Genomic DNA, 24,095 nt, shown 5'->3' with positions numbered 1-24,095 from the left:
TAATAGCCCACCGATACGGTGCGACGTTACTGGCGTTCATGCCCGTGGATGGGCTGATTCGTAAATCTCGAGCAGCCTAGCGGTGTCGACGCCGGTGTAGATTTGCGTCGTCGACAGGCTGGCGTGGCCGAGCAGTTCCTGGATGGTGCGCAAATCGCCGCCGCGGCCGAGCAGATGCGTGGCGAAGGAATGGCGCAGCGCATGCGGCGTCGCGGTATCGGGCAGGTTGAGCGCCGAGCGCAGCTTGGCCATGTCGCGCTGGACGATGGCCGGGTTGAGCGGACCGCCGCGGGCGCCGCGAAACAACAGGCCCTTGGGGTCGAGATGGTAGGGGCAGAGCCGGCGATATTCGGCGATCGCCCTGAGCGCCACCGGCAGCACCGGCACCAGGCGCGTCTTGCCGCCCTTGCCGGTGACGCGCAGCACCGTGTCGGCCGCCGACGCCAGATCGGCACCGGCCAGGCCGAGCGCCTCGGAAATGCGCAGGCCAGAGCCGTAGAGCAGTGTCAGCACGGCGGCGTTGCGGGCAGCGATCCAGGGTTCTTCCGCCAGTTGGCCTTCGATGGAAACGACATGCTTGGCATCGCTCGCTGTCAGAGGCTTGGGCAGCGATTTGGGCTGGCGCGGCGCGCGCAGTGCTGCCGCCCCGGCCGCATTGGCGAGGCCGTGCCGCTCGAGGAAACGCAGCAGCGAGCGGATGCCGGCGAGACCCCGGCCCAGCGTGCGGGCACCGGCACCGGCGTTGCGCCGCGCCGCGAGAAAGCCGCGCAGGTCGGCCGGGCGCAGATCGGCGATGTCCGAAATGCCGGGTGAGCCGCCGCAATGGCCGGTGAGGAAATGCAGGAACTGGCGCGTGTCGCGCTCATAGGCTTCCACCGTCTCAGGTGACAGCCGACGTTCTCGCGCGAGCATCTTCAGCCAGCTTTCGCGTGCCGCCTGGAGATCGGGTTTGGCGGGGATGAGGAATTCCTGCATGGCGGCATTTTCGGGTATTCGGGTTAGGAAGCGGTGAAGAGCCGTCATTGAAATGACAGCCGGCTGAGGTTAGGAGACCATCGATTGGTGGCAGGTGACTACCTTGGTGATTGGCTGAAATGCCCGCCCCTTCGTCATCCTGGGGCGGAGCAGGAGCGAAGCGACGTCGCGGAGACCCCAGGATCCATGCCGTGACCTGCGAGCGTTGCTGCGTTACAAGTCTGATAGCTTTGCGGTGGAGACCACGCGAAGTGTTTGCAAATAGAGAGTTGGCAGGAACGAGACTCGTGACCCTTTCTGAACTGCCGTGCTTTTTGGTCGCCGTAACGGAATGGATCCTCGGGTCTGCGCAGTCGCTTCGCGCCTGCTCCGCCCGTGGATGACGAAGGTAAAAGCGCCATGAGCAAGCCCCAGAACCCTGTCCAGATGGCCGTGATCGGCGCCGCCCATGGCATCAAGGGCGAATTGCGGGTGAAGACCTTCACCGGTGAACCGCTGGCGCTGGCCGATTACGGGCCGCTCTACGCCAGGGACGGGCGCGCCTTCCAGATCATCGACATCAGGCCCGCCAACACCGTCGTCGTGGTCCGCTTCAAGGGCATTGCCGACCGCAACGCGGCCGAGGCGCTGGCCGGCACGGAGTTGTTCGTCGACCGTTCGATGCTGCCGGACGATGGCGAGGAAGACGAATTCTATCATGCCGACCTTGTCGGCCTCGAAGTCCGCGACGATACGGGTGCCGTGCTTGGCAAGGTGGTCGCGGTGCACAATTTCGGTGGCGGCGACATTCTCGACGTGACGCTGGGCGGGCGCAAGGGCCTGCTGATCCCGTTCACACAGGCCGCCGTACCGCAAGTGTCGATCGCCGAGGGTTTTGTCCGAGTCGATCCGGCGGCAGCCGGGCTGGTCGACGACGAGGATGGCGATGGCCCGCGCGAGGAAGACTTCGATCCGAAGGGCAGGCCGCGCGGACCGAGCGATGCCGGGGGCAACCGGTGAGTTTTTCGGCTTGCGTGCTGACGCTTTACCCCGAAATGTTTCCCGGCGCGCTCGGCCTGTCGTTGGCCGGCCGGGCGCTCGAGGCCGGGACGTGGTCGCTGGAGGCGATCCAGATCCGTGACTTCGCCACCGACCGCCACCGCACCGTCGACGACACGCCCGCCGGCGGCGGCGCCGGCATGGTGATGCGCGCCGACGTGCTGGCGAAAGCCATCGACCATGCTTCGCCGGAAGGCGATGCGCGGCCTCGGCTGCTGATGAGCCCGCGCGGCAAGCCGCTGACCCAGGCGCGCGTGCGCGAACTGGCCGCCGGGCCGGGCGCCGTCATCCTGTGCGGCCGCTTCGAAGGCGTCGACCAGCGGGTGATCGACGCGCGGGGATTGGAGGAAGTCTCCATCGGTGATTTCATCCTTTCGGGTGGTGAGCCGGCCGCCCTTGTGCTGCTCGACGCGGTGGTGCGGCTGTTGCCCGGCGTGATGGGCAACGCGGTGTCGGGCGAGGAGGAGAGCTTTGAGAACGGCCTGCTCGAACATCCGCACTATACGCGGCCGCAGGAGTTCGAAGGCCGCGAGATACCCGAGGTGCTGGTTTCCGGCAACCACAAGAAGATCGCTGCATGGCGTCGGGCGGAGTCCGAGAGGCTGACGAAGGAGCGGCGTCCGGATCTTTTGAGAGGTGGCAGGACCAGTAGTGTTTGAAGAAGAGACCATTCTCCTATTTGACTGCCTCGAATTCTGTGAGAATTGAGCGCTAGTCTCCCTAAGCATTTGGGGGGATTCATGCAAAAGAGCTTCGTTTATTTGGCTATGTCTGTATTGGCGGGCTGCGCTTCGGCAAGCACGGTTCAGACGTCGCGCGATACGGCTATAGTTCAGTCGAGCGCGGCGCCCGCTTGTGGGGGCATCGGCGCATCGAAGGTTGCGGCAAAGGAGGCTGCGATAGCCACGCTCAAAGCCGGCTTCGACAGCTATGTGATTTTCAACGGTGCCTCCGAGAGTAACATTGCCGTTGTACAAGGTCCGGGTACCTACAACACGACGGCCGTCGTCAGCGGATCGATGGTGAATGCGACCACAACTTATCAGCCAGGTATGCCAATGGTTATTGGACATCACGGGCAATCATTCGCAATCAAGATGTTCCACGATGGAGACCCTGGATCAGAGAGTGCGCTTTCTGCAAAAGCCGCTCTCGGGCCGGATTGGCAAAAGCAGATGACCAATCCCGTTCTTACTTGTGTTGGTTAGTCGATTGCGCGGAGAGCGACCAGCACGCGTTCGCCGCAGTTTAGCCCGGCTCAGCCTTTCGTGAAATAGTAGAAGGCTAGAAACAGCCCGACGGCGACGACGAAGCCGCGCACCGCGTTTTGCGGCACGCGCTTGGCGATCCAGACGCCGGCATAGCCGCCGAGCGCTCCGCCCGGGATCATGATGATCGCCTGCGGCCAGGCGACGACGCCGCCCGAGACGAAGACGACGATCGCGACAGCGGCGATGACCATGGCCAGCATGTTCTTCAACGCGTTCAGCCGGTGATAGTCGCCGGCTTGCGTCAGGCCGAGCGTCGCCAGCATCATCACGCCCATGCCGGCACCGAAGAAGCCGCCATAGATGGCGGTGAGAAACTGCGCCAGGGAGCCGGCGAGCGAGCCCACCGCCGCTTCATTGCCGGGCTTCGGCACCGGCTTCAGCCAGGGGCCGGCGGCGAACAGGCCCGTCGCGGCCAGCAGCAGCCACGGCACCAGAGCGCGAAACGACGGATTGTCGAGTGCCAAAAGGATCAGCGCGCCGGCCAGAGCGCCCACGGCCGAGATCAGGCACAGCAGCAGCGCGCCGCGCCAGAAATGCCTGATATCGGCCGAGTAGGCGAGGGTCGAAGTGATGTAGCCTGGAAATTGGGTCACCGAGGAGGTGGCGTTGGCGACGATCGGCGGCAGGCCGACCAACGTCATGGCGCCGAAGGTGATGAAGGTGCCACCACCGGCGACCGCATTGGCGGCGCCTGACAGAAAGCCCGCCAGAAAGAGCAGGATGGCATCGAAGACAGACATGAATTGCGGCCGCTCAAAACTGTGTTATTTCAGGCTTAGAAAGCCTGAACGACCGGCGCAACCCGGCACGGCAGGATTACGATGGTGCCATGCGAGCAGAAAATGCGCGCCCAAGGCGTGACAAAGCGGCGAAATAGCTGTATGGCCCGCCCGTACCGGCCAGAAAGAATCTGCCGGACCCGTCAACAATGACGGTGTAGTCGCCCCTGCTGGATGTTTCAAAGACAAATGTCTTGGAGACAAAAGGCATAGCCAAGCGGTCAATGGAACTGCACGGCGAGTGTCGGACGCTCTGACTGTCGGAAGAACAAGAAGTGGACTTTTGAGATGGATATTCTCCGTCAGCTCGAGGCCGAACAGGCCGCCAAGATCGAAGCCAAGCGCAAGCTTCCCGAATTCCAGCCCGGCGACACCGTGCGCGTCCAGGTCCGCGTGACCGAAGGCACCCGCACCCGCGTCCAGGCCTATGAGGGCGTCGTCATCGCCCGCGCCGGCGCCGGCTTCCAGGAGAACTTCACGGTTCGCAAGATTTCCTACGGCGAAGGCGTCGAGCGCGTGTTCCCGGTCTACTCGCCGATGGTTGAAGGCGTCGAGATCGTTCGCCGCGGCAAGGTGCGTCGCGCCAAGCTCTACTACCTGCGCGATCGTCGCGGCAAATCGGCCCGTATTTCGGAAAACACCGGCGTGCGCGCCCGCAAGCTGAACGATGAGGAGCGCGATGCGCTGAACGCCGAGAAGGCCCGCATCGAGGCCGAGAAGGTGGCAGCAGCCGAGGCCCTGGCCGTCGAGAAGGCAGCCCAGGACGCCGCCGAGAAGAAGGCCGCCGCCGAAGCCGAAGCAGCAGCCAAGGCCGCCGCGGAAGCGACCCCCGCCGAATAAGGTTTTCGGAAATCCCATTCAAAAAGGCGGCTTCGGCCGCCTTTTTCGTTTCACCAGACTGTGAACGTTTTCGGCGCCAGAAACAGGATCCGGTTGTTGACGGCATATTATCTTGTGTACTAAATAATCGTGCACAAGATAATTGGAGATTTGATATGGCACTCTACACCACACAGGCTCACGTCACCGGCGGCCGCGCCGGCCATGGCGAGACCAGCGACGGTCTGCTCAAGGTCGATCTGGCAATGCCCAAGGAGCTCGGCGGGCCGGGGGGCGCCACCAATCCCGAGCAACTGTTCGCAATCGGCTATGCCGCCTGCTTCGAAAGCGCCATCCGCTTCGTCGCGCGCAAACAGAAGCTGTCGCTGACGGATGCCGGGGTAACCTCCACCGTCAGCCTGCTTCCCAATGGCGAAGGCTTCAAGCTCGGCGTCGCGCTCGCGGCGGAAACGAAAGGCCTTGATCAGGCGGCGGCGGAAGCGCTTGTATCGGAGGCGCACAAGATCTGCCCCTATTCCAACGCCATCAGCGGCAATGTCGACGTAGCGCTTTCGGTAAAGGCGGCATGACGGAAAAGACGACAAAGAGCACCAGCGACGTCCCGGCGGAGGCCGCCGGGACGTTTCACGTTCCGCGGCTCGACCAGCAGCTGTGCTTCGCGCTCTATTCGGCAAGCGGGCTGATGACGAAGCTCTACCGCCCGCTGCTCGATCCGCTCGGCCTGACCTATCCGCAATATCTGGCCATGTTGGCGCTTTGGGAACGGGCTCCAAGCACGGTTGGCACGCTTGGCGAAGCGCTGGGGCTGGATTCGGCGACGCTGACGCCGCTGCTCAAGCGGCTGGAGGCGGGTGGCCTGGTCACACGCCGGCGCGACCCGGCCGACGAGCGCCGGGTTCTGGTCGAGCCGACAGCGAAGGGCCAAGCCTTGCGTGAGCAGGCCAAAAGTGTGCCGGCGGCGATGCTTTGCAACCTGCCGCTGGATTCCGACGAGTTACAATCCCTGCACCGCACCCTGACACGGTTCGTCTCCGGCTTGCGCAGGGCGGATGCCGGCACCGCGAAGCGGAGCTGATCGCTGCCGCGACACCGTTCGTTTCCTGAATCCCGGAAATGAAGGCATCGGAATCCCTTTTCGCGCGCGCTGACGCAGCGGACCGTCTTGCATGACGCCTGCGGAAAGCTAAAGTCGGCGCCGGATTTTCCTGCAAGCCCGGCCGTGCCTGGGTCCGTCAATTTCCGGGGAGTGTGTCATGACCAAATCGAAACTGCTGCTGGCAGGCCTGCTTGCCCTCGTCCTGGTGCCCGTTGCCGCCTTTGCGCAGGCGCTGCCCGACCTCGGCGGCAAAAAGGTGGTGGTGGTGACCGAAAACGCCTATCCGCCGCTGCAGTTCATCGATGCCAAGACCGGCAAGCAGATCGGCTGGGAATATGACGCGATGAACGAGATCGCCAAGCGGCTGAATTTTGCCGTCGAATACCAGAACACCTCCTGGGACGCGATGATCCAGGCGGTTTCCGACAACCAGTACAACATCGGCATGACGGGCATCACCATCAAGGACGACCGCAAGGAGAAGGTCGATTTCTCCGACCCCTATATGCGCTCGGAACAGTTCATGCTGGTGCGCGGCGATGAGAGCCGCTTCACCGACGCCAAGACCTTCGGCGCCTTCAAGGACGGGCTGATCGGCGCGCAGGCCGGCACCACGCCCTTCTACACCGCCGTCTACAGCGTGCTCGACGGCAATGAGCAGAACCCGCGCATCAAACTGTTCGAGACCTTCGGCGCGACGGTGCAGGCGCTGAAATCCGGCGACGTCGATGTCGTTTTGACCGATGGCACCGCCGGCAAAGGCTATGTCGATGCCTCCGAGGGTAAGCTGAAGCTGATCGGCGGACCGCTCGGCACCGAGGATTTTGGGTTTATCTTCCCGAAGGGTTCCGACCTGGTGAAGCCGGTCAACGCGGCGATTGCGGCGTTGAAGGCGGATGGAACGCTCGATGCGCTGAACAAGAAATGGTTTCTTGATTACAAGATGGGGCAGTAGTCGCTGAACCTCACGCAGACACGGCGCTTGAACACCCCCCTCTGCCCTGCCGGGCATCTCCCCCGCAAGGGGGGAGATCAGCTGTCCGCCCTGCCTTCGCGTAGCTCCAGCATTGAAGAAAGGGCGCGGCCATTGGAGCTGCCAATCTCTCTCCTTGCGGGGGAGATGGCCGGCAGGCCAGAGGGGGGTGCCTTGGCGCAATCCTTTTGATGCCTCCCGCTTCTTCCTCCAAAGCCGACTTTCCCTGGTGGCTTGTCGTTGCCGTAAACCTCGCCATCGCGGTGGCCGTCTTCGTCGCCACCAGCAACCTCTATACTCAGGTGTTCGCCACGGTCGCCAAGGGCATCGGCGTCACCATCTTCGTCACCGTGATTGCCTTCGTGCTGGCTTCGGCCATGGGTCTTGGCATCGCGCTGATGGGAATGTCCGGCTCGCGCTGGCTGCGCCAGATCGCGCGCTTCTATGTCGAGATCGTCCGCGGCGTGCCGATCCTGGTGCTGTTGTTCTGGATCGCCTTTGCCGGCGCGCCGGCCTTCGTCGCGGCCTGGAACGCGCTGACCGCGCCGCTGCAAAGCGCCGGCCTGTTCGGCGAGCTTTTGGTGCGCGACGTGTCGCTGCTCTGGCGCGCCATCATGGCGCTGACCATCGGCTATTCGGCTTTCATCTCGGAGGTTTTCCGGGCCGGCATCCAGGCGGTGGAGAAGGGCCAGATCGAAGCGGCGAAGGCGCTTGGGCTGACACGCGCGCAGCGTTTCCGGCTGATCGTGTTCCCACAGGCAATCCGCACCATCCTGCCGCCGCTCGGCAATGATTTCGTCGCTTTGGTCAAGGATTCCTCGCTGGTCTCGGTGCTCGGCGTTGCCGACATCACGCAGATGGGCAAGGTCTACGCCGCCGGCTCCTTCCGCTTCTTCGAGACCTATTCGATAACGGCCTACATCTATCTCATCCTGACCGTCGGGCTGTCGCTGGCGCTCAGGGCGCTGGAGCGGCGGCTGCGCCGCCAGTACGAGGAATAGTTTTTCGGCCAAGGCAGCGCTACGATCCCCGAGCATTCCCCTTCAGGAGGTTCCCATGATCGTCGACAAAGCCAATGCGGCTCTGGATTCCGTCTATACGGCCGACACGCCGGAAGCGCTTGAGGAGGCCTATGCCGCGTGGGCCGCGACCTATGACAGCGAGACCACCTCGCTCGGCTACCTCCTGCCTTTCCTGATCACCGCCTGGGTGGCGCGCCATGTGCCGGCGGGCGATGGCCCCTTGCTCGATGCCGGCTGCGGCACCGGCCTGTCGGGACCTTCGCTGAAGGCGCTCGGTTACCGCGACATTGCGGGGCTCGACCTCTCGCACGATATGCTGAAGATCGCCGGCAGCCGCAATGCCTACAGCGAGCTGAAGCAGGCAATGCTGGGCGAAACGCTGCCATGGCCTGACGCCCACTTCCGCGCCTTCTTCTCCACCGGCGTGTTCACCATCAGCCATGCGCCGGCATCCGGCCTGCACGAGCTGGTGCGCATCACCCGCAAGGGCGGCCATGCCATCTTCACCGTGCGTGACCAGGTGTTTGAGAGCGGCGGTTTCCAAGCGGTGTTCGATGAGCTGGAGCAGGCTGGGAAATGGCGGCCGATCGAGGAAAGCCCGTGGTTCCGCTGCTATGCGATCGCCGAGCCTGACGCGCTGGTGAAGACGTTTGTGTTTGAAGTGATGTGACTCCACTTCCCTTCTCCCCTTGTGGGAGAAGGTGGCCTCGCGAAGCGAGGTCGGATGAGGGGTGTTCCAGCTTGGCACCGCCTCACTTCGCTGGAGCACCCCTCATCCGTCTCGGCGCTGCGCGCCGATCCACCTTCTCCCACAAGGGGAGAAGGTAAAGGCGCTGAACGCCGCAATTGCCGAAAACCCAAAACATTGATATGAGCCACGCCATGGAAGAGCTTTTTGGCGATCCGGCCTACAAGGGGTTCGTGCTGCAGGACAGAAAACGCCTGCCGTCGCGCTTCTCCGCGCGCGTGTCCGGGGCGCTGACCAGCCGACTACCCTAGGCCGACCCGCCGGGGTCGTTTCGCCGGGCCGGAGGTCCGGCACCTGCTCTTTCCCATTCTCATATCGACGGATTTACGCACATGAGCGCACCGCGCACCCTCTACGACAAGATTTTCGACGACCATGTCGTCGACCGCCAGGACGACGGCACCTGCCTGCTCTACATCGACCGCCACCTGGTCCATGAAGTGACCAGCCCGCAGGCCTTCGAAGGCCTGCGCATGACCGGCCGTAAAGTCCGGCATCCGGAAAAGACGCTGGCCGTGGTCGATCACAATGTCTCGACCTCGCCCGAGCGCAAGTTCGGCATCAAGAACGAAGAAAGCCGCATCCAGGTCGAGGCGCTGGCCAAGAACGCCAGGGATTTCGGCGTCGAATATTATTCCGAGAACGATATCCGCCAGGGTATCGTCCACATCATCGGACCCGAGCAGGGCTTTACTCTGCCCGGCATGACCATCGTCTGCGGCGACAGCCACACCTCGACGCATGGCGCTTTCGGCGCGCTGGCGCATGGCATCGGCACGTCCGAGGTCGAGCATGTGCTGGCGACGCAGACGCTGATCCAGCGCAAGGCCAAGAACATGCTGGTGCGTGTCGACGGCCAGTTGCCGGAGGGCGTCACCGCCAAGGACATCATCCTGGCCATCATCGGCGAGATCGGCACCGCCGGCGGCACCGGCTATGTCATCGAATATGCCGGCGAAGCGATCCGTGCGCTGTCGATGGAAGGTCGCATGACGATCTGCAACATGTCGATCGAAGGCGGCGCGCGCGCCGGCCTGATCGCCGCCGACGAGACGACCTTCGCCTATGTCAAGGACAAGCCGCGCGCGCCGAAGGGCGCGTCCTGGGATGCGGCACTCGAATACTGGAAGACGCTGCAGTCCGACGAAGGCGCGCATTTCGACAAGGTGATCGTGCTCGACGCGGCCAAGCTGCCGCCGATCGTCTCCTGGGGCTCGTCGCCCGAGGATGTCGTGTCGGTGCAAGGCATCGTGCCGAACCCGGCCGACATCACCGATGAGAACAAGCGCACCTCAAAGCAGCGCGCGCTCGACTATATGGGTCTGACGCCGGGCACCAAGATCACCGACATCACGCTCGACCGCGTCTTCATCGGTTCATGCACCAACGGCCGCATCGAGGATCTGCGCGCCGTCGCCAAGGTGGTCGAAGGCAAGACGGTCAGCGCGCATGTCGATGCGATGATCGTGCCGGGCTCCGGCCTGGTCAAGGAACAGGCGGAAGCCGAAGGCCTCGACAAGATCTTCCTCGCCGCCGGTTTCGACTGGCGCGAGCCGGGCTGTTCGATGTGCCTGGCCATGAACGACGACCGGCTGAAGCCGCATGAACGCTGCGCCTCGACCTCGAACCGCAATTTCGAGGGCCGGCAGGGTTTCAAGGGCCGCACCCATCTGGTGTCGCCGGCGATGGCGGCCGCCGCGGCGATCGCCGGCCACTTCGTCGACATCCGCGAGTGGAAGTAACCCGGATTTGAACAGAACCCGAGCCGCGTGGGCTCGGGTTCAAAGCTTCCCGTCACGGCGGACGAGTTCGTGGAACTCCTCGCGGCGTCCCGGCTGTTCGGCCGCGACCACAAGCGCAAGCTGTTGTTCCTCGAAGAGCTTGAACCATTCGTCCCATTCGACGAGTTCATAGCCTCCCGCATTGAGGGGCCGTTCAGGCTGGTCCTGATCCTGATAGGCGTGCTGGCCGAAGACCAGTCTCAACATGGGCTGCGTCCCCGCTTCGGGCGATATGTCGACGATTGCGGGAAAGCCGGCGCGCCCGGCAGCCCACGAGCGGATCGCATCGTGGTCGGTCAGTGTGATCGTGTCGGCCATGGGTCGCTCCAGATTGTGAACGGAGGAACGCTGACCGGAGACTGCGGTTCCCTGACATTATTTTGAGACGGCGGTCCTGCTTGCCGCTTTCGCTTAACCGCTTGTTTGCGCTTGCCCTCTAAGCTCTTCCCTGACGTAAGTGGGAAATACCAGTCGTTTGGACACGGGTCTGCTCATAGCGCTGCTCAACCCGACGATCGCGCTGGCGCTCGGCGCGGCGTTCCTCGTGCTGTGGTCGTATCAGCGTCACCGTCCCTATCTGGCCGTGCTGGCGCTCAGTTACAGTCTCTCTGCGGTCGGCTTCCTGCTCCAGTACTTCACCTTGCCCATCGGCATGCCGCTGACCAAGCTGGTGTCGAACATCTGCTTCACCATCGCCGGCTGCTGCCTGGCCGGCGCCATCGTCCACCGCTATGGCCGCAAGGTGCCCTATGTGGGCATCGGCGTGCTGGCCGGCGGGGGGCTGGCGTCGTTGTGCTGGTTCCTGTTCGTCGCGCCGGATCTCACCTGGCGCATCCTGGCGATGAATTTCGCTTTCGGCGGTATCAGCCTTCTGGTTGCCGCCGAACTGCGCCCGGTGCGCAACAACGGCCCGACCGAAAAAATCCTGTTCGTGCTGTCGCTGCTGTCGGGCGCCAATTTCTTCGTGCGCACCCTTGCCGTCGTCATCGCGCATGGGCCCTTCGCCAGCTATGACGGGTTCTATGGCTCGTCCTATTGGACGACGGCGCTGCTGTCGCACGCGCTGCTCTCGCTGCTCATCGCGCTGTGCCTGTTTTCCGCCGCCGCACTCGACGTGTTGAAGGCGTTGAAGACCGAGACCTATACCGATCCCCTGTCGGGCCTGCTCAACCGGCGTGGCTTCGAGGAACGCGGCATGCTGCTCTTGCAGCACTGCGCCTCGGCCCGGTTCCCGGTCGCGCTGGTGCTGGCCGACCTCGATCATTTCAAGGCGCTCAACGATGTGCATGGGCATGGGGCGGGCGATCGCGTGATCGCCGACTTTGCCGCCAAGCTTCGGTCGGCGGCCGGCGCGCGTGGTGTTGCCGGGCGTATCGGCGGCGAGGAATTCGCGGTGCTGCTGCCACTCAGCGATCTTGCCGCGGCGCGGCTGTTCGCCGAAGCGGTGCGCACCGTCTATTCAGCCGGCCATGTCGACGGGCTTCCCCAGGGAACGAAGGTGACGGCAAGCTTCGGCGTGGCGGCGCGCAGCGGTGACGAGGCGCTGGAGCCGCTGATGCGCCGTGCCGACGATGCGCTCTACAAAGCCAAGAAGAACGGCCGCGACAGCGTACGCCTGTCCTATGAGCGGCCGGAAACGGCGTTCCTGCCGGAGCCGCTCAAGACCGGCTGAATCCTGGCCGGACGGGATGGCGTTAACGTCTTCTTCGCCCGTCGATGGTTAGCTATCGGCGCGGGTGCGGGAGAACATGAGCGGCGCCAACTTCATCCTGTTGATCAATTTGTCGGTTGCCGGCCTGCTGGCGGCATCCTTCATGGCGGTCGCCTTCCATGATGTCGGCCGGGCGCCGGCGCGCTGGCTGGCATTTGGCTATCTGCTGGGCATGGCCTATTCGGCCATCGAATTCTCCATTCCCGCTTTTGCCGACGCGCGGCTCCCGGTCGTGGCCGCCTTCGCGGTTTTCCTTGCCGCCACCATTGCGTTCAATGGCGGGCTTGCCCGCAAATACGGCGTGGCGCCGCCCTGGAAGCCGATGCTGTTGTTCCTGTTGGCCGCCACCATAGCTGTGTATTTCGTGCAGGACCTGCCCCGGCAGTCGCTGATCCGCATCATGGCCTACCAACTTCCCTATGCGGTCATGCAGTTCATCGGGCTGGCCATCGTCTCGTCATCGAGGCAAAAGCTTGCCCGTCTCGATCGCATGTTGATGGCCGTGCTGGCGGCGAGCGGCCTGCAGTTTGCCTCCAAGCCGTTCATCGCGCATGCGCTTGGCGGCTGGGGCGCCAATCCGCAAGCCTATCTGCAAAGCAACTACGCGCTGGTGTCGCAATCGCTCGGCACTGTCTTTGCGCTGGCGCTGGCGCTGCTGATGCTGGCCATCCTGGTTCGCGACGTGCTCGCCGAAGTGACGTCCAAATCGGAGACGGACACGCTTTCGCGCCTGCTCAACCGCGGCGGCTTCACCCGCCATGCCGAGCTGGCGGTGCTTGGCGCGATGCGGCAAGGCGTGCCGGTCGCGCTGGTCATCGCCGATCTCGATCATTTCAAGAGCGTCAACGACAGTTTCGGCCACGCGTCCGGCGACCGGGTAATCGAGATTTTTGCAGGCTTCCTGCGCGAAGCCGCCGCCGCGCATCACGTTGCCGGCCGCATCGGCGGCGAGGAGTTCGCCATCATCCTGCCGGGAACCAACCTTGCCGCGGCGCGGCTGTTCGCCGAGGGCACGCGCAGTGCTTTCGGCGCGCTGCCCATCGACGGGCTGCCGGCGGACAACCGCTGCACCGCGAGCTTCGGCGTCGCCGAACTTCATCCGAGCGAAGACTTTGCCGATCTGATGCGGCGCGCCGACCAGGCGCTCTATCAGGCGAAGAATGCCGGGCGCGATTGCGTGCGCGTTTCGGCCGGGCCGGCCGGCAACTGGTCGTCAGCCGGTATCGAGGCTAGCGGCAGGGGCTGAGCTCGGGCATCTCGCCGTCGGAGAGACCGTACATATAGGAGCGGCCCTTCACCAGCACTGGCGGCCGGTAGCAATCGCTATAACCGCTGATTTCGTCGGCTTCGTTCTCGTAGATCACCTTGGGCTGGCCGGCGCTGGTGTAGTCGGAGAGCTGCTTGGCCAGCCTGCCTTGGCCGACGATGATGCGCTTGTAGCCGGCGGCGCTGTCGATGACGAGATTGCCGAAGGTATCGGCGTAGACGCGATCCTGATGCCGCGCGCCGGCAAGCGCTGGCGCTGCAAGGCCGACGACCGAGGCCGCCACGATGAGCGCCGCAAGGCGCGGTCTGCCTGAATTCGAACGCATGGCGTCCTCCATGTCTTGAGGGAAAGCCTCCTCGAATCAGAAATTAACGTTTTCTTAACCTTTGTTAAGAGGCTGGCGCGTTTGGCGGCGATGTCTCGGCAAACATGGTTAATATCCGTTAATATCCGACTGCATGGAAAACCCGGTGGCCATCATTCGGCCATGCTTGGCCGCACCATCGCGCCGGTGTCCGTCTCGGCGTCGGGATGACCTTGATCTTGGCAAAGCATCGCGGCTGGTTTGCCGCGCGGGAGGACAGCATATGTCGCTACGCCGGCCGAATTGGGCGTCCGTTTTCCCGTTGCTCGTTATCGTTGCAGCCTGTGTGCCGCAGGACAGCGCGCCGAAGGCGGTCAATACCGTCGTCGTCTCACCTGCGTCGGCTCAGCAGTCCGTCACAGCCGCGGCGCCTCCGACAGCTGCAACCAAGATCATCACCGACCTTACTGCGCCGCGATCCGGCATAGGCACGGCCACCTACAGATGCGGCAACAACGGTGTGATTTCCATCCAAAATCTAGGCACGTCGTTGCGTGTGGTCGGGTCCGACGGCGCGACCGAGGAGTTTGCGGCGTCGCCCGCCAACCAGAGCAGCCGCTACCAGGCGGCCACCCATGACGCAATCGTGATCGACGGACGCGAGGCGCTGGTGATGAAGAAGGGGTCGACGCCGCAGACCTGCAAACGCTAGCGCTGATCTCAACACGGCTGGGCCCTTGGGCCAGACATGTTGCACTGCAGCGATATCGAGCCGGCTTCGGGCCTCCCCGGCCTAATCGATTGAAGCCCAAGCCCGCCTTTTAGTCAGACTAAATTACGTTTTCGAAACGGTTTTCTGGCTTTGACGCGGTGCAAAAAGAGCATTAGAAACCGGCTGTCCGAAGTCGCAACCGGAAGCGGCAATGCCGCATTTCCACCTGAGGCTCCAGAGTGACGCCGAACTGGGGGAGCCATGAGCAAATCACCAGCCACCCGCGAATTTGCCAGACGTGAACGGCCGATTTCGCCGCACCTCACCGTGTACCGGCCGCCGATCACCATGACGATGTCGATCATTCACCGCATCACCGGTGGCGCGTTGTATTTCGGCACGCTGCTGGTCGCCCTGTGGCTGATGGCGGCGGCCAGCTCGCAGGCGACCTTCGATTGGGCCAATTGGGCCTTCGGCACCTGGCTCGGCCGGCTCATCCTGTTCGGCTACACTTGGGCGCTGATGCACCATATGCTGGGTGGCGTGCGCCATCTGGTCTGGGACACCGGCGCCGGCCTCGAGAAGCATACCGCCTCGAAAATCGCCTGGGCGACGCTGGCCGGCTCGATCCTGCTCACGCTGCTGATCTGGATCGCCGGCTATATGGCGCGGGGAGCCTGACCATGAGCGGCAAAAACACCGACATGCGCACGCCGCTGGCGAAGGTCCGCGGCCTCGGCTCCGCCCGCGAGGGCACCGGGCATTTCTGGCGCCAACGCCTGACCGCGATCGCCAACATCCCGCTGATCCTGTTCTTCGTCGGGTTCCTGATCGCGCTCAACGGCGCCGACCACGAGCATGTGCGGGCAGCCCTTGCCAACCCGTTCGTGGCGCTGGTGATGGCCCTGGTGCTCATCTCCGGGCTTGTCCATATGCGGCTCGGCATGCAGGTGATCATCGAGGATTACGTGCATGGCGAAGGCATGAAGCTGGCGCTGATCGCGCTCAATACATTTTTCACCATAGCGGTCGGCGTCGCCTCGATCTTCGCCCTGCTCAAGCTGGCATTCGGAGGCTGAGTTGGCCAAGGACGCGAAACAAGCCAACACGGCAGGCTATACCTTTGTCGACCACAAGTTCGACGTGGTGGTTGTTGGCGCCGGCGGCGCCGGCCTGCGCGCCACGCTCGGCATGGCCGAACAGGGCCTGCGCACCGCCTGCATCAGCAAGGTGTTCCCGACCCGCTCGCACACGGTGGCGGCGCAAGGCGGCATTGCCGCCTCTCTGTCCAACATGGGTCCCGATTCCTGGCAATGGCACATGTACGACACCGTCAAGGGCTCGGACTGGCTGGGCGATGTCGACGCCATGGAATATCTGGTGCGCGAAGCGCCGGCCGCGGTCTACGAGCTCGAACATTACGGCGTGCCGTTTTCGCGCACCGAAGAGGGCAAGATCTACCAGCGGCCGTTCGGCGGCCACATGATGAACTATGGCGAAGGCCCGCCGGTGCAGCGCACCTGTGCCGCCGCCGACCGCACCGGCCACGCCATCCTGCACACGCTCTACGGCCAGTCGCTGAAAAACAACGCGCAGTTCTTCATCGAGTATTTCGCGCTCGACCTGATCATGGAGCCGGACGGCACCTGCACCGGTGTCGTCGCCTGGAACCTGGATGACGGCACCATCCACCGCTTCTCGGCCAAGATGGTGGTGCTGGCGACCGGCGGCTATGGCCGCACCTATTTCTCGGCCACCTCGGCGCACACCTGCACCGGCGACGGCGGCGGCATGGCTGCACGCGCCGGCTTCCCGCTGCAGGACATGGAGTTCGTGCAATTCCACCCGACCGGCATCTATGGCGCCGGCTGCCTGATCACCGAAGGCGCGCGCGGCGAGGGCGGCTATCTCGTCAATTCCGAGGGCGAGCGCTTCATGGAGCGCTATGCGCCGTCAGCCAAGGACCTTGCCTCGCGCGACGTCGTCTCGCGCTGCATGACGCTGGAAATCCGCGAGGGCCGCGGCGTCGGCAAGAACAAGGACCACATCTTCCTGCATCTCGACCATCTCGATCCCGCCGTCCTGCATGAGCGCCTGCCGGGCATTTCGGAATCGGCCAAGATCTTTGCCGGCGTCGACCTGACCAAGGAGCCGATCCCGGTTCTGCCCACGGTCCACTACAATATGGGCGGCGTGCCGACCAATTACTGGGGCGAGGTGCTCAATCCGACGGCGCTCAATCCCGACCAGGTGTCGCCCGGATTGATGGCTGTCGGCGAAGCCGGCTGCGCCTCAGTGCATGGTGCCAATCGGCTCGGTTCGAATTCGCTGATCGATCTTGTGGTGTTCGGCCGCGCGGCCGCGATCCGCGCCGGCCAGGTCATCGACCGCAAGTCGGCGATCCCTTCGCCCAACGAAGCTTCGGTCGAAAAGATCATGGACCGCTTCGACCGGCTGCGCCACGCCAATGGCTCGACGCCGACGGCCAGCTTGCGTGAAAAGATGCAGAAGGCGATGCAGGAAGACGCGGCCGTATTCCGCACGCAGGAGTCCCTCGAAAACGGCTGCAAGCGCATTTCGCAGATCTGGGGCGAGTTGAAGGACATCAAAGTGTCCGACCGCTCGATGATCTGGAATTCCGATCTGGTCGAGACGCTGGAGCTGGAAAACCTGATGGCCAATGCCATTACCACGGTCTACAGCGCCGAGGCGCGCAAGGAGAGCCGTGGCGCGCACGCACGCGAGGACTTTTCGGCGCGCGACGACGCGGTCTGGCGCAAGCATACGTTGGCCAGGCTGAGCGAAGACGGCAAGGTGGCACTCTCCTACCGGCCGGTGCACACCGAGCCGCAGCTGGCTGAAAAGGACGGCGGCATCAGCCTCGCCAAGATCGCGCCCAAGGCCAGAGTGTATTGAGGATCGAACATGGTTGAACTCACGCTCCCCAAGAATTCGCAGATCAAGCCGGGGAAGACCTGGCCGAAGCCGGAGGGCGCCACCAATCTGCGGGAATACCGCATCTACCGCTGGTCGCCGGACGATGACGAGAACCCGCGCATCGACACCTATTTCGTCGACATGGACGATTGCGGTCCAATGGTGCTCGACGCGCTGCTGTGGATCAAGAACAAGATCGACCCGACGCTGACCTTGCGGCGTTCCTGCCGCGAAGGCATTTGCGGCTCCTGCGCCATGAACATCGACGGTTCCAACACGCTCGCCTGCACCAAGGGCTGCGACGACATTTCCGGCGCGGTAAAAGTCTACCCGCTGCCGCATATGCAGGTGGTCAAAGACCTGGTGCCCGATCTCACCAACTTCTACGCCCAGCACGCCTCGATCCAGCCCTGGCTGAAGACGGTATCGCCGGAGCCGGCCAAGGAGTGGCTGCAAAGCCATGAGGACCGCGAGAAGCTCGACGGGCTCTACGAGTGCATTTTGTGCGCCTGCTGCTCGACCTCGTGCCCGAGCTACTGGTGGAACGGCGACCGCTATCTCGGCCCGGCAACGCTTCTGCAGGCCTATCGCTGGCTGATCGATAGCCGCGACGAGGCCACCGGTGAGCGGCTCGACAACCTCGAAGACCCGTTCCGGCTCTATCGCTGCCACACCATCATGAACTGCGCGCAGACCTGCCCCAAAGGCCTCAACCCGGCCAAGGCGATCGCCGAGATCAAGAAGATGATGGTGGAGAGAAGGGTTTAGGCGGAGCGGATTTGCTGCAAACCTCGGATGTAGCGATCCGTAGCGCCCCCCTCTGTCCTGCCGGACATCTCCCCCACGGGTGGGGAGATTGGCTGTCATTGCGGCTTTCGCCAATCTCTTAGGGTTGAAGGACGACGCGCTGTCGGCGAAGCTGCCGATCTCCCCCCACGTGGGGGAGATGTCCGGCAGGACAGAGAGGGGCGCTGTCCCGCCGGCCTCAGAAAGGATTTTAGTCCAATGAGCGATGACCTTCCCATCCTTTCCCCCATCGAAGCCCGCATTCTCGGCTGCCTGATCGAGAAGAAGGAGCTGACGCCGGATGTCTATCCGCTGACGCTCAACGCGGCACTGGCCGCCGCCAACCAGAAGACGGCGCGCGAGCCGGTGATGGCGCTGGAGCAGACCGAGGTGCACCGGGGGCTGAAGCTGCTCGAACAAAAGGGACTGGTGCGGCAGATGTTCGGCTCGCGTGTCGAGCGCTACGAGCACCAGATGGCGCAGCGCTTCTCGCTGACCACGCCGCAGACCGCTTTGATCGGCCTGCTGTTGCTGCGCGGGCCGCAGACGGTCCATGAATTGTCGGCGCGCACCGAGCGCATGGCGCGGTTCTCGTCGATCGAAGATCTGCGCGCCGAGCTCGACATGCTGATCGGCCGTCGGCCGCCACTCATCCAGGAAATCCCGCGCGGACCGGGCCAGCGCGAGGACCGCTACGTGCATCTGCTGAGTGGCCCGGTGGACGTTACCGTCCTTTCAGCGCAGCGAAGTGCATCGATCCTGCCTGCTTCCGACCTGGAGGCGCGGTTGGAGGCGTTGGAGCAGGAAGTCGCCACACTGCGCGCCCGGCTGGACGCGCTGGGAGCATAGGTCCCCGGCGCGCGCCTGAGCGTTCGCGCCGGGTCTTCACACCGGATGCAGCGTTCTCAGCCGAGCTTGGCGTCCAGCGACACGTTTATGGCGCCGAGCGCCTTCGAGACCGGGCATCCGGCCTTGGCCTTTTCCGCCAATTCCTTGAATTTCGCCGCATCGATGCCCGGCACCTTGCCGACCACGGTGAGGGCGCTGCCGGTGATCCCCGTGCCGGGAACCAGCGTCACCACGGCCTTGGCGTCGAGTTCGGTGGCAGGCGTGCCGTTCTCGGCCAGGAAATGCGAGAACTGCATGGCAAAGCAGCCGGCGTGCGCGGCGGCGATCAGTTCTTCAGGGTTGGTGCCGGATTTGCCGCTCTCGTCCTCGAAGCGCGCCTTGAACGAATAGGGCGTGCCCTTCAGGGTTCCGCTCTGGGTGTCGAGCGTGCCCGTACCCTCTTTCAGATTGCCTTTCCAGACGGCGTTTGCGGTGCGATCCATGAATTTCTCCTTATTGCAGCGGTGGCGCCGGCCAAGCGGCGTTCCTCCCAACTATAGCGCGGGCGCGAGGGAAGGCCACCGCGCTGTTTTGCGCGCGCATGCGTCGACGGCGGGTCTCATCGAATCTTTTTAAAGAATGTGCGTGCAAAAATGTCGACTTGCATCGGCCCCGACCGTCCTGCGGGCGGCCACGGATTCTCGTGGCCGATGGAGGTTCGCATGAACAATCTGTTTTCTGCCCATTGGACAAGCACCGGCCGAAGGGCTGATCTCGGGGAAAGCGACCCGCTGCAGGTGCCGCCCTCCGGCTTCGGCCGGTTGCTTGCGGCAATTGCCATCATCGGCATTGCGGTCAGCCTTCTCGACCATGTCGCTGCCGGCAAGGACTCAACCGATACCGTGATCGCCTATGGTTCGTCACAGCAAGGGAGATGGAAATGAAATATGTCTGTCTGGTCTATGGCGAGGAAAACGAGCTCCATGCCATGACGCCGGAGCGTCTGGCCAAGCTCGATGCCGATTCGATGGCTCATGACCGGTCATTGGATCAGCGTGGGATGCTGATCGTCGCGCAGGCGCTGCAATCGGTGAAGACGTCGAAGACGGTGCGGCGACGCCAGGGCAAGCGACTGATCACCGACGGCCCGTTCGCCGAAACCAAGGAGCAGTTGCTCGGCTTCGTCATGATCGAGGCCGACAATCTCGACCAGGCGCTGGAGGTCGCCGGCGAGATCCCGCTGGCCGAAATAGGCACCATCGAGGTGCGGGCGATCTACGATGTGCCGGGGTCATAGCCTCCGCCACGTGCTACAGCCACGTGGAAACCAAGGCGTTCGACTGAACGATCGTCCTGGTTCATTTCGTGCGCAACTTTTGCGTGTTGAAGCAAGGCGAGAGTTCTCCTATCGTCGCCGGGGTTCTTGGGGATTTCGACATGCCTTTCCTGATTGCTATCCTTGGCGTGATGGGCGCGGCGGCGTTCTGGTGGTACCGGATGAAGGCGATGAACGACGCGGCTCGCGAGGTTGCGGACGTCGTCGGGCGCGTGCAGGGCAATATTCGTCGCAAGAAGCTGCGCAAGCAGGCGGCGCTGTCGCCGCTGACGGCGATCGATGATCCGGTCGTAGCGGCGGCTACGCTGATCACATCAATCGTATCCGAGGATGGGCCCATCCTGCCGCAGCGCGAGGCTGTCATCCGTTCGGTGATTTCCGAGATCGCCGACAAGAAGAAGACCGACGAGGCGGTGATCTATGCCAAATGGGCGGCGGCGCAAGTCGACGACACCACCATTGTCATCGACAGACTGGCGCCGTTCCTGCGCGAACGTCTGGATGTCGCCGAGCGAAACGATCTGCTGCAGATGGTCAACCGCGTTGCCCAAGGCGGCGAGAAAAGCCTGGAAATATCCGACCAGAGGATATTGCGGCTGCGGCAAAAGCTGGGTTTTGAGGTCAACTGATCGCATACTTTGGCGATTGGCGAAAACGCCCATCGCTTTCGTCATCTGGGGCCGAGCAAGGAGCGAAGCGACGCGGCGCAGACCCCGGGATCCATGCCGCGACTCAAACGCGTCACCCCGGTGCAGAATTCTTCTCCGCTGCATTCTTAGGCGAGGTCGCGGCATGGATCCTTGGGTCTTCGCTCCGCTTCGCGTCGCTACGCCCAAGGATGACGACGTTGGGGATGCTGTGACCCGCTCAGATCGCCTCGCCCTTCAACAATCGCGGCGTGCTGGCGGACAGTCCCGACGCCTGCCGGATAAAAAAATCCTTCAGGCGCGGCATGCGTTCGACGAGGCCGAGGCCGATGTCGCGGACGGTTCGCAGCGGGCCGATATCGTTGGAAAACAGCCGGTTCAGCGCGTCCGTGGTGATGCCCATCTGCACCGTGTCGAAGCGGCGCCACTGCTGGTAGCGTTCGAGGACGTCGAGCGCGCCGATGTCCTGGCCGAGCCGGTCGGCCTCGACGATCACCTCGGCAAGCGCGGCAACATCCTTGAAACCGAGATTGAGGCCCTGGCCGGCGATCGGGTGGATGCCGTGGGCGGCATCGCCGGCGAGCGCGATGCGGGGTGCGACGAAGGCACGCGCAATGGTCAAGCCGAGCGGCCAGGCGCGCGGCTTGTCGGCAACGCGGATCTCGCCAAGCTTCAGGCCAAAACGCTGCTCGAGTTCGTGTTCGAAGAGGAGATCGTCACCGGCCACCAGCCTTTCGGCATCGGGCGAGCGCTCGACCCAGACGATCGACGAGCGGTTGGTGCCGTCCTCACCGGGCTTGAGCGGCAATGTGGCGAAGGGGCCGGCCGGCAGGAAATGCTCTTCGGCGCGACCGTTATGCGGGCGTTCATGGGCCACGGTGCAGACGATGCCGGACTGGCCATATTCCCACTTCACCGTCTTGATGCCGGCCATGTCGCGCAGCTTCGAGTTGACGCCGTCGGCGGCGACCAGCAGCCGGGCCTTCAGCGTCGCGCCGTCGGCAAGATGCACGGTGATACCACTGCCGTTGGGTTCGAAACCCTGCACGGCGACGCCTTCGATGATGTCGATGCCGAGCTTTTCGGCGCTGGCCCGCAAGGCGCCGTTCAGCACCCTGTTGGCGACCATATGCGCAAAAGGCTCGCCCGGCGCCACTTCGCCGTCGAAGGTCAGGAAGACCGGACGCACCGGATCGGCGGTGCGCGAATCGGTGATGATCATCTCGGTGATCGCCTGCGCTTGCGGTGCGATCTCGGCCCACACACCGAGCTGGTCAAGCATGCGGCAGGCGGCGGCGGCAATGGCCGAGGCGCGGCCATCCCTTTGCCAGGCGCCGGCAGGTGCGGCATCGACGAGAGCGATGGCGAGACCCGGTCGCGCCTGCTTCAGCGATACGGCGGCGGCCAGGCCGACATAGCCGGCGCCGGCGACCAGGACATCGAGCCCAGATCTTGTTTTCACATTTGCCCCGGTCTTTGTGTCCGCCTTGCGTTCCATCATCTTCGCTCCTGCGCGCCGGCCGGGTCTTGCGCCCTTGACTGCCTGTCCGTCCTGTCGGAAACCGCCATAACACTTCTGCGGCGAGGGCGCGAAATATGACGGCAGCCATGGACGAGCTTCTCGGCATTCTCGACCTCGAGAAGCTGGAACACAATCTGTATCGTGGTCGCAGCCCGCTGCTCGACTGGCAGCGCGTGTTCGGCGGCCAGACCATCGCCCAGGCGCTGGTGGCGGCGCAGCGGACAGTGGATCGCGATCGGTACGTGCATTCGCTGCACGGCTATTTCATGCGGCCCGGCGACACCAAGGTGCCGATCGTCTACGAGGTCGACCGTATTCGCGACGGCGGCTCCTTCACCACGCGGCGCGTGGTGGCGGTCCAGCACGGCCAGGCGATCTTTTCGCTCGAAGCTTCGTTCCAGCAGGATGAGGTCGGCCTGGAGCACCAGGTGCCGATGCCGCAGGACGTTCCGGCGCCGGACACATTGCTGTCGCAACGCGAATTGCTGGGCAAGTTCGGCGAGGCGGTGCCCGATGGCATCAAACGCTACTGGGAGCGGGACCGGCCGATCGAAATGAAGCCGGTGATGCTCAAGCATTACACCAGCCGCGAAAAACTGGAGCCAAAGCAGAACATCTGGATCCGCACCACCGGTCCGGTACCGGCGGACCGCGCCATCCAGGCGGCGGTGCTCGCCTATCTTTCCGACATGACGCTGCTCGACACATCGACCTTCGCGCATGGCCGCGCCATTTTCGACCGCGATATCCAGGCGGCGAGCCTCGACCACGCCATGTGGTTCCATCGCAGTCATGCGCTCGACGACTGGATGCTCTACACGCAGGACAGCCCGTCGACACAGGGCTCGCGCGGCTTTACGCGCGGGTCGCTGTTTGCCCGCGACGGCACGCTGATTGCCTCGGTTGCGCAGGAAGGGCTGATCCGGCTCAAGCGATCGCCTGCAGAGTAGGCATTTTTCAAAATTTGCCTAATTTTTAAGCAGATGCATCGCCGCAGCTATGAACAGGTTGCGTTGGTGCGCTTCCAAATCCCTTTATTTACAACGGGTTAATGCCCTGCTTCGGCACTTGGCACGGAGCTTGAATCCTTGTGGGCACTCTCCGGCTCTTTGGGATCGGTGAAGGTGTGCAAACGCGGGGGACCGCAACAGCAAAGGGTGAAACCTTATGAAAATCGTGATGGCAATCATCAAGCCGTTCAAGCTCGACGAGGTACGCGAAGCGCTTACCGCCGTCGGCATCCAGGGCCTGACCGTCACCGAAGTCAAAGGCTACGGGCGTCAGAAAGGGCATACGGAGATCTATCGCGGGGCGGAATACGCGGTCAGCTTCCTGCCGAAGATCAAGATCGAAGTCGCGGTCAGTGCCGACATGGTCGACAAGGCCGTCGAAGCCATCACCGCAGCCGCCAAGACCGGCCAGATCGGCGACGGCAAGATCTTCGTTTTCGGCATCGATCAGGCGGTGCGCATCCGCACCGGCGAAACAGACACCGACGCGCTCTGAGCGGCGATCACGTATT

29 protein-coding genes are annotated in these 24,095 nt (G+C 63.6%); 23 read left to right on the top strand and 6 right to left on the bottom strand.

Annotation, left to right across the window (positions count from 1 at the left end):
• Positions 1 to 36: 36 nt before the first annotated feature.
• Positions 37 to 975, bottom strand: coding sequence for a tyrosine recombinase XerC (locus MESCI2_RS0115755; RefSeq protein WP_027037430.1), 939 nt, complete (start codon positions 973 to 975; stop codon positions 37 to 39).
• A 399-nt stretch (positions 976 to 1,374) separates the two neighbouring features.
• Between MESCI2_RS0115755 and rimM the strand changes: the two genes are divergently transcribed.
• The 3 genes from rimM to MESCI2_RS0115740 all read left to right on the top strand — a co-directional run bounded on the left by rimM (position 1,375) and on the right by MESCI2_RS0115740 (position 3,221).
• Entirely contained in the window at positions 1,375 to 1,974 is a 600-nt protein-coding gene (gene rimM / locus MESCI2_RS0115750; protein WP_027037429.1) for a ribosome maturation factor RimM, read from the top strand.
• Positions 1,971 to 2,672 (top strand): tRNA (guanosine(37)-N1)-methyltransferase TrmD, encoded by a 702-nt coding sequence (trmD, locus tag MESCI2_RS0115745; RefSeq protein ID WP_027037428.1) that lies wholly within the window; start codon positions 1,971 to 1,973, stop codon positions 2,670 to 2,672. Before rimM ends, trmD begins: the two co-directional genes overlap by 4 nt.
• An 81-nt stretch (positions 2,673 to 2,753) precedes the next feature.
• The gene (locus MESCI2_RS0115740; protein WP_027037427.1) at positions 2,754 to 3,221 is read left to right on the top strand and encodes a hypothetical protein; all 468 of its coding nucleotides are present in this window, start codon (positions 2,754 to 2,756) and stop codon (positions 3,219 to 3,221) included.
• A 50-nt stretch (positions 3,222 to 3,271) separates the two neighbouring features.
• Here MESCI2_RS0115740 and MESCI2_RS0115735 read toward each other — a convergent pair whose 3' ends face one another.
• A complete protein-coding gene (locus MESCI2_RS0115735) occupies positions 3,272 to 4,024 on the bottom strand; it encodes a sulfite exporter TauE/SafE family protein (protein WP_027037426.1) in 753 nt (250 codons plus the stop codon).
• 327 nt (positions 4,025 to 4,351) lie between these two features.
• On the opposite strand from MESCI2_RS0115735, the gene rplS reads away from it, so the two are divergent.
• The 7 genes from rplS to leuC all read left to right on the top strand — a co-directional run bounded on the left by rplS (position 4,352) and on the right by leuC (position 10,484).
• On the top strand, positions 4,352 to 4,903 hold the full coding sequence (rplS, locus tag MESCI2_RS0115730) for a 50S ribosomal protein L19 (protein WP_013528861.1): 552 nt from the start codon (positions 4,352 to 4,354) through the stop codon (positions 4,901 to 4,903).
• 155 nt (positions 4,904 to 5,058) lie between these two features.
• Positions 5,059 to 5,472: an organic hydroperoxide resistance protein gene (locus tag MESCI2_RS0115725; protein WP_027037425.1), complete on the top strand. Its 414-nt coding sequence runs from the start codon at positions 5,059 to 5,061 to the stop codon at positions 5,470 to 5,472.
• On the top strand, positions 5,469 to 5,978 hold the full coding sequence (locus tag MESCI2_RS0115720) for a MarR family winged helix-turn-helix transcriptional regulator (protein WP_027037424.1): 510 nt from the start codon (positions 5,469 to 5,471) through the stop codon (positions 5,976 to 5,978). Before MESCI2_RS0115725 ends, MESCI2_RS0115720 begins: the two co-directional genes overlap by 4 nt.
• A gap of 178 nt (positions 5,979 to 6,156) precedes the next feature.
• On the top strand, positions 6,157 to 6,954 hold the full coding sequence (locus tag MESCI2_RS0115715; protein WP_027037423.1) for a transporter substrate-binding domain-containing protein: 798 nt from the start codon (positions 6,157 to 6,159) through the stop codon (positions 6,952 to 6,954).
• Positions 6,955 to 7,163: 209 nt separating this feature from the next.
• Entirely contained in the window at positions 7,164 to 7,973 is an 810-nt protein-coding gene (locus MESCI2_RS0115710) for an amino acid ABC transporter permease (protein WP_027037422.1), read from the top strand.
• A 55-nt stretch (positions 7,974 to 8,028) separates the two neighbouring features.
• Positions 8,029 to 8,664, top strand: coding sequence for a class I SAM-dependent DNA methyltransferase (locus MESCI2_RS0115705; RefSeq protein WP_027037421.1), 636 nt, complete (start codon positions 8,029 to 8,031; stop codon positions 8,662 to 8,664).
• 410 nt (positions 8,665 to 9,074) lie between these two features.
• On the top strand, positions 9,075 to 10,484 hold the full coding sequence (leuC, locus tag MESCI2_RS0115695) for a 3-isopropylmalate dehydratase large subunit (RefSeq protein WP_027037420.1): 1,410 nt from the start codon (positions 9,075 to 9,077) through the stop codon (positions 10,482 to 10,484).
• 39 nt (positions 10,485 to 10,523) lie between these two features.
• Here the strand turns inward: leuC and MESCI2_RS0115690 are convergent, their stop codons facing one another.
• Positions 10,524 to 10,841, bottom strand: coding sequence for a hypothetical protein (locus MESCI2_RS0115690; RefSeq protein WP_023811261.1), 318 nt, complete (start codon positions 10,839 to 10,841; stop codon positions 10,524 to 10,526).
• Between the two features lie 157 nt (positions 10,842 to 10,998).
• On the opposite strand from MESCI2_RS0115690, the gene MESCI2_RS0115685 reads away from it, so the two are divergent.
• Positions 10,999 to 12,195 carry a GGDEF domain-containing protein gene (locus MESCI2_RS0115685; RefSeq protein WP_027037419.1) on the top strand — a complete coding sequence of 399 codons (1,197 nt, stop codon included), beginning with the start codon at positions 10,999 to 11,001 and terminating at the stop codon, positions 12,193 to 12,195.
• 76 nt (positions 12,196 to 12,271) lie between these two features.
• Entirely contained in the window at positions 12,272 to 13,480 is a 1,209-nt protein-coding gene (locus MESCI2_RS0115680) for a GGDEF domain-containing protein (protein ID WP_027037418.1), read from the top strand.
• Here MESCI2_RS0115680 and MESCI2_RS0115675 read toward each other — a convergent pair.
• Positions 13,464 to 13,826 (bottom strand): hypothetical protein, encoded by a 363-nt coding sequence (locus MESCI2_RS0115675; protein ID WP_027037417.1) that lies wholly within the window; start codon positions 13,824 to 13,826, stop codon positions 13,464 to 13,466. The two genes, MESCI2_RS0115680 and MESCI2_RS0115675, sit on opposite strands and share 17 nt — an antisense overlap.
• Before the next feature lie 262 nt (positions 13,827 to 14,088).
• Between MESCI2_RS0115675 and MESCI2_RS0115670 the strand changes: the two genes are divergently transcribed.
• The 6 genes from MESCI2_RS0115670 (at position 14,089) to MESCI2_RS0115640 (ending at position 19,089) form a co-directional block, all read left to right on the top strand.
• Positions 14,089 to 14,517, top strand: coding sequence for a hypothetical protein (locus MESCI2_RS0115670; protein ID WP_027037416.1), 429 nt, complete (start codon positions 14,089 to 14,091; stop codon positions 14,515 to 14,517).
• A 261-nt stretch (positions 14,518 to 14,778) separates the two neighbouring features.
• Complete coding sequence (gene sdhC, locus MESCI2_RS0115665) at positions 14,779 to 15,198, top strand: succinate dehydrogenase, cytochrome b556 subunit (RefSeq protein ID WP_032900823.1); 420 nt, start codon at positions 14,779 to 14,781, stop codon at positions 15,196 to 15,198.
• Between the two features lie 2 nt (positions 15,199 to 15,200).
• Positions 15,201 to 15,596 carry a succinate dehydrogenase, hydrophobic membrane anchor protein gene (gene sdhD, locus MESCI2_RS0115660; protein ID WP_027037414.1) on the top strand — a complete coding sequence of 132 codons (396 nt, stop codon included), beginning with the start codon at positions 15,201 to 15,203 and terminating at the stop codon, positions 15,594 to 15,596.
• 1 nt (position 15,597) lies between these two features.
• A complete protein-coding gene (gene sdhA, locus MESCI2_RS0115655) occupies positions 15,598 to 17,433 on the top strand; it encodes a succinate dehydrogenase flavoprotein subunit (protein WP_027037413.1) in 1,836 nt (611 codons plus the stop codon).
• 9 nt (positions 17,434 to 17,442) lie between these two features.
• Positions 17,443 to 18,222 carry a succinate dehydrogenase iron-sulfur subunit gene (locus MESCI2_RS0115650; RefSeq protein WP_013528877.1) on the top strand — a complete coding sequence of 260 codons (780 nt, stop codon included), beginning with the start codon at positions 17,443 to 17,445 and terminating at the stop codon, positions 18,220 to 18,222.
• Positions 18,223 to 18,459: 237 nt separating this feature from the next.
• A complete protein-coding gene (locus MESCI2_RS0115640) occupies positions 18,460 to 19,089 on the top strand; it encodes a YceH family protein (protein ID WP_027037412.1) in 630 nt (209 codons plus the stop codon).
• Between the two features lie 56 nt (positions 19,090 to 19,145).
• On the opposite strand, the gene MESCI2_RS0115635 is transcribed toward MESCI2_RS0115640, so the two are convergent.
• Complete coding sequence (locus MESCI2_RS0115635) at positions 19,146 to 19,571, bottom strand: OsmC family protein (protein WP_013528883.1); 426 nt, start codon at positions 19,569 to 19,571, stop codon at positions 19,146 to 19,148.
• A gap of 219 nt (positions 19,572 to 19,790) precedes the next feature.
• Here MESCI2_RS0115635 and MESCI2_RS0115630 point away from each other — a divergent pair, with 219 nt between their 5' ends.
• From MESCI2_RS0115630 to MESCI2_RS0115620, 3 genes are all read left to right on the top strand, one after another.
• Positions 19,791 to 20,012, top strand: coding sequence for a hypothetical protein (locus MESCI2_RS0115630; RefSeq protein WP_027037411.1), 222 nt, complete (start codon positions 19,791 to 19,793; stop codon positions 20,010 to 20,012).
• Positions 20,009 to 20,365 (top strand): YciI family protein, encoded by a 357-nt coding sequence (locus tag MESCI2_RS0115625; RefSeq protein WP_027037410.1) that lies wholly within the window; start codon positions 20,009 to 20,011, stop codon positions 20,363 to 20,365. The genes MESCI2_RS0115630 and MESCI2_RS0115625 overlap by 4 nt, the downstream gene beginning before the upstream one ends.
• A gap of 140 nt (positions 20,366 to 20,505) precedes the next feature.
• On the top strand, positions 20,506 to 21,033 hold the full coding sequence (locus MESCI2_RS0115620; RefSeq protein WP_027037409.1) for a hypothetical protein: 528 nt from the start codon (positions 20,506 to 20,508) through the stop codon (positions 21,031 to 21,033).
• Between the two features lie 238 nt (positions 21,034 to 21,271).
• Here the strand turns inward: MESCI2_RS0115620 and MESCI2_RS0115615 are convergent, their stop codons facing one another.
• Entirely contained in the window at positions 21,272 to 22,549 is a 1,278-nt protein-coding gene (locus tag MESCI2_RS0115615; RefSeq protein ID WP_027037408.1) for a ubiquinone biosynthesis hydroxylase, read from the bottom strand.
• Between the two features lie 98 nt (positions 22,550 to 22,647).
• Here MESCI2_RS0115615 and tesB point away from each other — a divergent pair, with 98 nt between their 5' ends.
• Together tesB and MESCI2_RS0115605 are read left to right on the top strand one after the other, a co-directional pair.
• Positions 22,648 to 23,523 carry an acyl-CoA thioesterase II gene (gene tesB, locus MESCI2_RS0115610; RefSeq protein WP_027037407.1) on the top strand — a complete coding sequence of 292 codons (876 nt, stop codon included), beginning with the start codon at positions 22,648 to 22,650 and terminating at the stop codon, positions 23,521 to 23,523.
• A 217-nt stretch (positions 23,524 to 23,740) separates the two neighbouring features.
• Positions 23,741 to 24,079, top strand: a complete 339-nt coding sequence (locus MESCI2_RS0115605; protein ID WP_013528889.1) for a P-II family nitrogen regulator — start codon at positions 23,741 to 23,743, stop codon at positions 24,077 to 24,079.
• The last annotated feature ends 16 nt before the right edge of the window (positions 24,080 to 24,095 follow it).

Source organism: Mesorhizobium ciceri WSM4083 (genome assembly GCF_000519305.1).
In the GTDB taxonomy this organism is placed as follows: Bacteria; Pseudomonadota; Alphaproteobacteria; order Rhizobiales; family Rhizobiaceae; genus Mesorhizobium; species Mesorhizobium ciceri_B.
Note: the sequence above shows the minus strand (reverse complement) of the source record. Positions and strands in the feature narration are given on the sequence as shown.

Excerpts from the sequence above, each read along its gene's own strand:
- MESCI2_RS0115650 (WP_013528877.1), top strand. The coding sequence starts at position 17,443 with ATGGTTGAACTCACGCTCCCCAAGAATTCGCAGATCAAGCCGGGGAAG.
- MESCI2_RS0115620 (WP_027037409.1), top strand. The coding sequence starts at position 20,506 with ATGCCTTTCCTGATTGCTATCCTTGGCGTGATGGGCGCGGCGGCGTTC.
- MESCI2_RS0115735 (WP_027037426.1), bottom strand. The coding sequence starts at position 4,024 with ATGTCTGTCTTCGATGCCATCCTGCTCTTTCTGGCGGGCTTTCTGTCA.
- MESCI2_RS0115720 (WP_027037424.1), top strand. The coding sequence starts at position 5,469 with ATGACGGAAAAGACGACAAAGAGCACCAGCGACGTCCCGGCGGAGGCC.
- sdhC (WP_032900823.1), top strand. The coding sequence starts at position 14,779 with ATGAGCAAATCACCAGCCACCCGCGAATTTGCCAGACGTGAACGGCCG.
- MESCI2_RS0115755 (WP_027037430.1), bottom strand. The coding sequence starts at position 975 with ATGCAGGAATTCCTCATCCCCGCCAAACCCGATCTCCAGGCGGCACGC.
- leuC (WP_027037420.1), top strand. The coding sequence starts at position 9,075 with ATGAGCGCACCGCGCACCCTCTACGACAAGATTTTCGACGACCATGTC.
- MESCI2_RS0115675 (WP_027037417.1), bottom strand. The coding sequence starts at position 13,826 with ATGCGTTCGAATTCAGGCAGACCGCGCCTTGCGGCGCTCATCGTGGCG.
- MESCI2_RS0115640 (WP_027037412.1), top strand. The coding sequence starts at position 18,460 with ATGAGCGATGACCTTCCCATCCTTTCCCCCATCGAAGCCCGCATTCTC.
- MESCI2_RS0115670 (WP_027037416.1), top strand. The coding sequence starts at position 14,089 with ATGTCGCTACGCCGGCCGAATTGGGCGTCCGTTTTCCCGTTGCTCGTT.
- rplS (WP_013528861.1), top strand. The coding sequence starts at position 4,352 with ATGGATATTCTCCGTCAGCTCGAGGCCGAACAGGCCGCCAAGATCGAA.
- MESCI2_RS0115680 (WP_027037418.1), top strand. The coding sequence starts at position 12,272 with ATGAGCGGCGCCAACTTCATCCTGTTGATCAATTTGTCGGTTGCCGGC.
- MESCI2_RS0115705 (WP_027037421.1), top strand. The coding sequence starts at position 8,029 with ATGATCGTCGACAAAGCCAATGCGGCTCTGGATTCCGTCTATACGGCC.
- rimM (WP_027037429.1), top strand. The coding sequence starts at position 1,375 with ATGAGCAAGCCCCAGAACCCTGTCCAGATGGCCGTGATCGGCGCCGCC.
- MESCI2_RS0115635 (WP_013528883.1), bottom strand. The coding sequence starts at position 19,571 with ATGGATCGCACCGCAAACGCCGTCTGGAAAGGCAATCTGAAAGAGGGT.
- MESCI2_RS0115725 (WP_027037425.1), top strand. The coding sequence starts at position 5,059 with ATGGCACTCTACACCACACAGGCTCACGTCACCGGCGGCCGCGCCGGC.
- sdhD (WP_027037414.1), top strand. The coding sequence starts at position 15,201 with ATGAGCGGCAAAAACACCGACATGCGCACGCCGCTGGCGAAGGTCCGC.
- MESCI2_RS0115630 (WP_027037411.1), top strand. The coding sequence starts at position 19,791 with ATGAACAATCTGTTTTCTGCCCATTGGACAAGCACCGGCCGAAGGGCT.
- MESCI2_RS0115710 (WP_027037422.1), top strand. The coding sequence starts at position 7,164 with ATGCCTCCCGCTTCTTCCTCCAAAGCCGACTTTCCCTGGTGGCTTGTC.
- MESCI2_RS0115625 (WP_027037410.1), top strand. The coding sequence starts at position 20,009 with ATGAAATATGTCTGTCTGGTCTATGGCGAGGAAAACGAGCTCCATGCC.
- tesB (WP_027037407.1), top strand. The coding sequence starts at position 22,648 with ATGACGGCAGCCATGGACGAGCTTCTCGGCATTCTCGACCTCGAGAAG.
- MESCI2_RS0115615 (WP_027037408.1), bottom strand. The coding sequence starts at position 22,549 with ATGGAACGCAAGGCGGACACAAAGACCGGGGCAAATGTGAAAACAAGA.
- MESCI2_RS0115740 (WP_027037427.1), top strand. The coding sequence starts at position 2,754 with ATGCAAAAGAGCTTCGTTTATTTGGCTATGTCTGTATTGGCGGGCTGC.
- MESCI2_RS0115690 (WP_023811261.1), bottom strand. The coding sequence starts at position 10,841 with ATGGCCGACACGATCACACTGACCGACCACGATGCGATCCGCTCGTGG.
- MESCI2_RS0115715 (WP_027037423.1), top strand. The coding sequence starts at position 6,157 with ATGACCAAATCGAAACTGCTGCTGGCAGGCCTGCTTGCCCTCGTCCTG.
- MESCI2_RS0115605 (WP_013528889.1), top strand. The coding sequence starts at position 23,741 with ATGAAAATCGTGATGGCAATCATCAAGCCGTTCAAGCTCGACGAGGTA.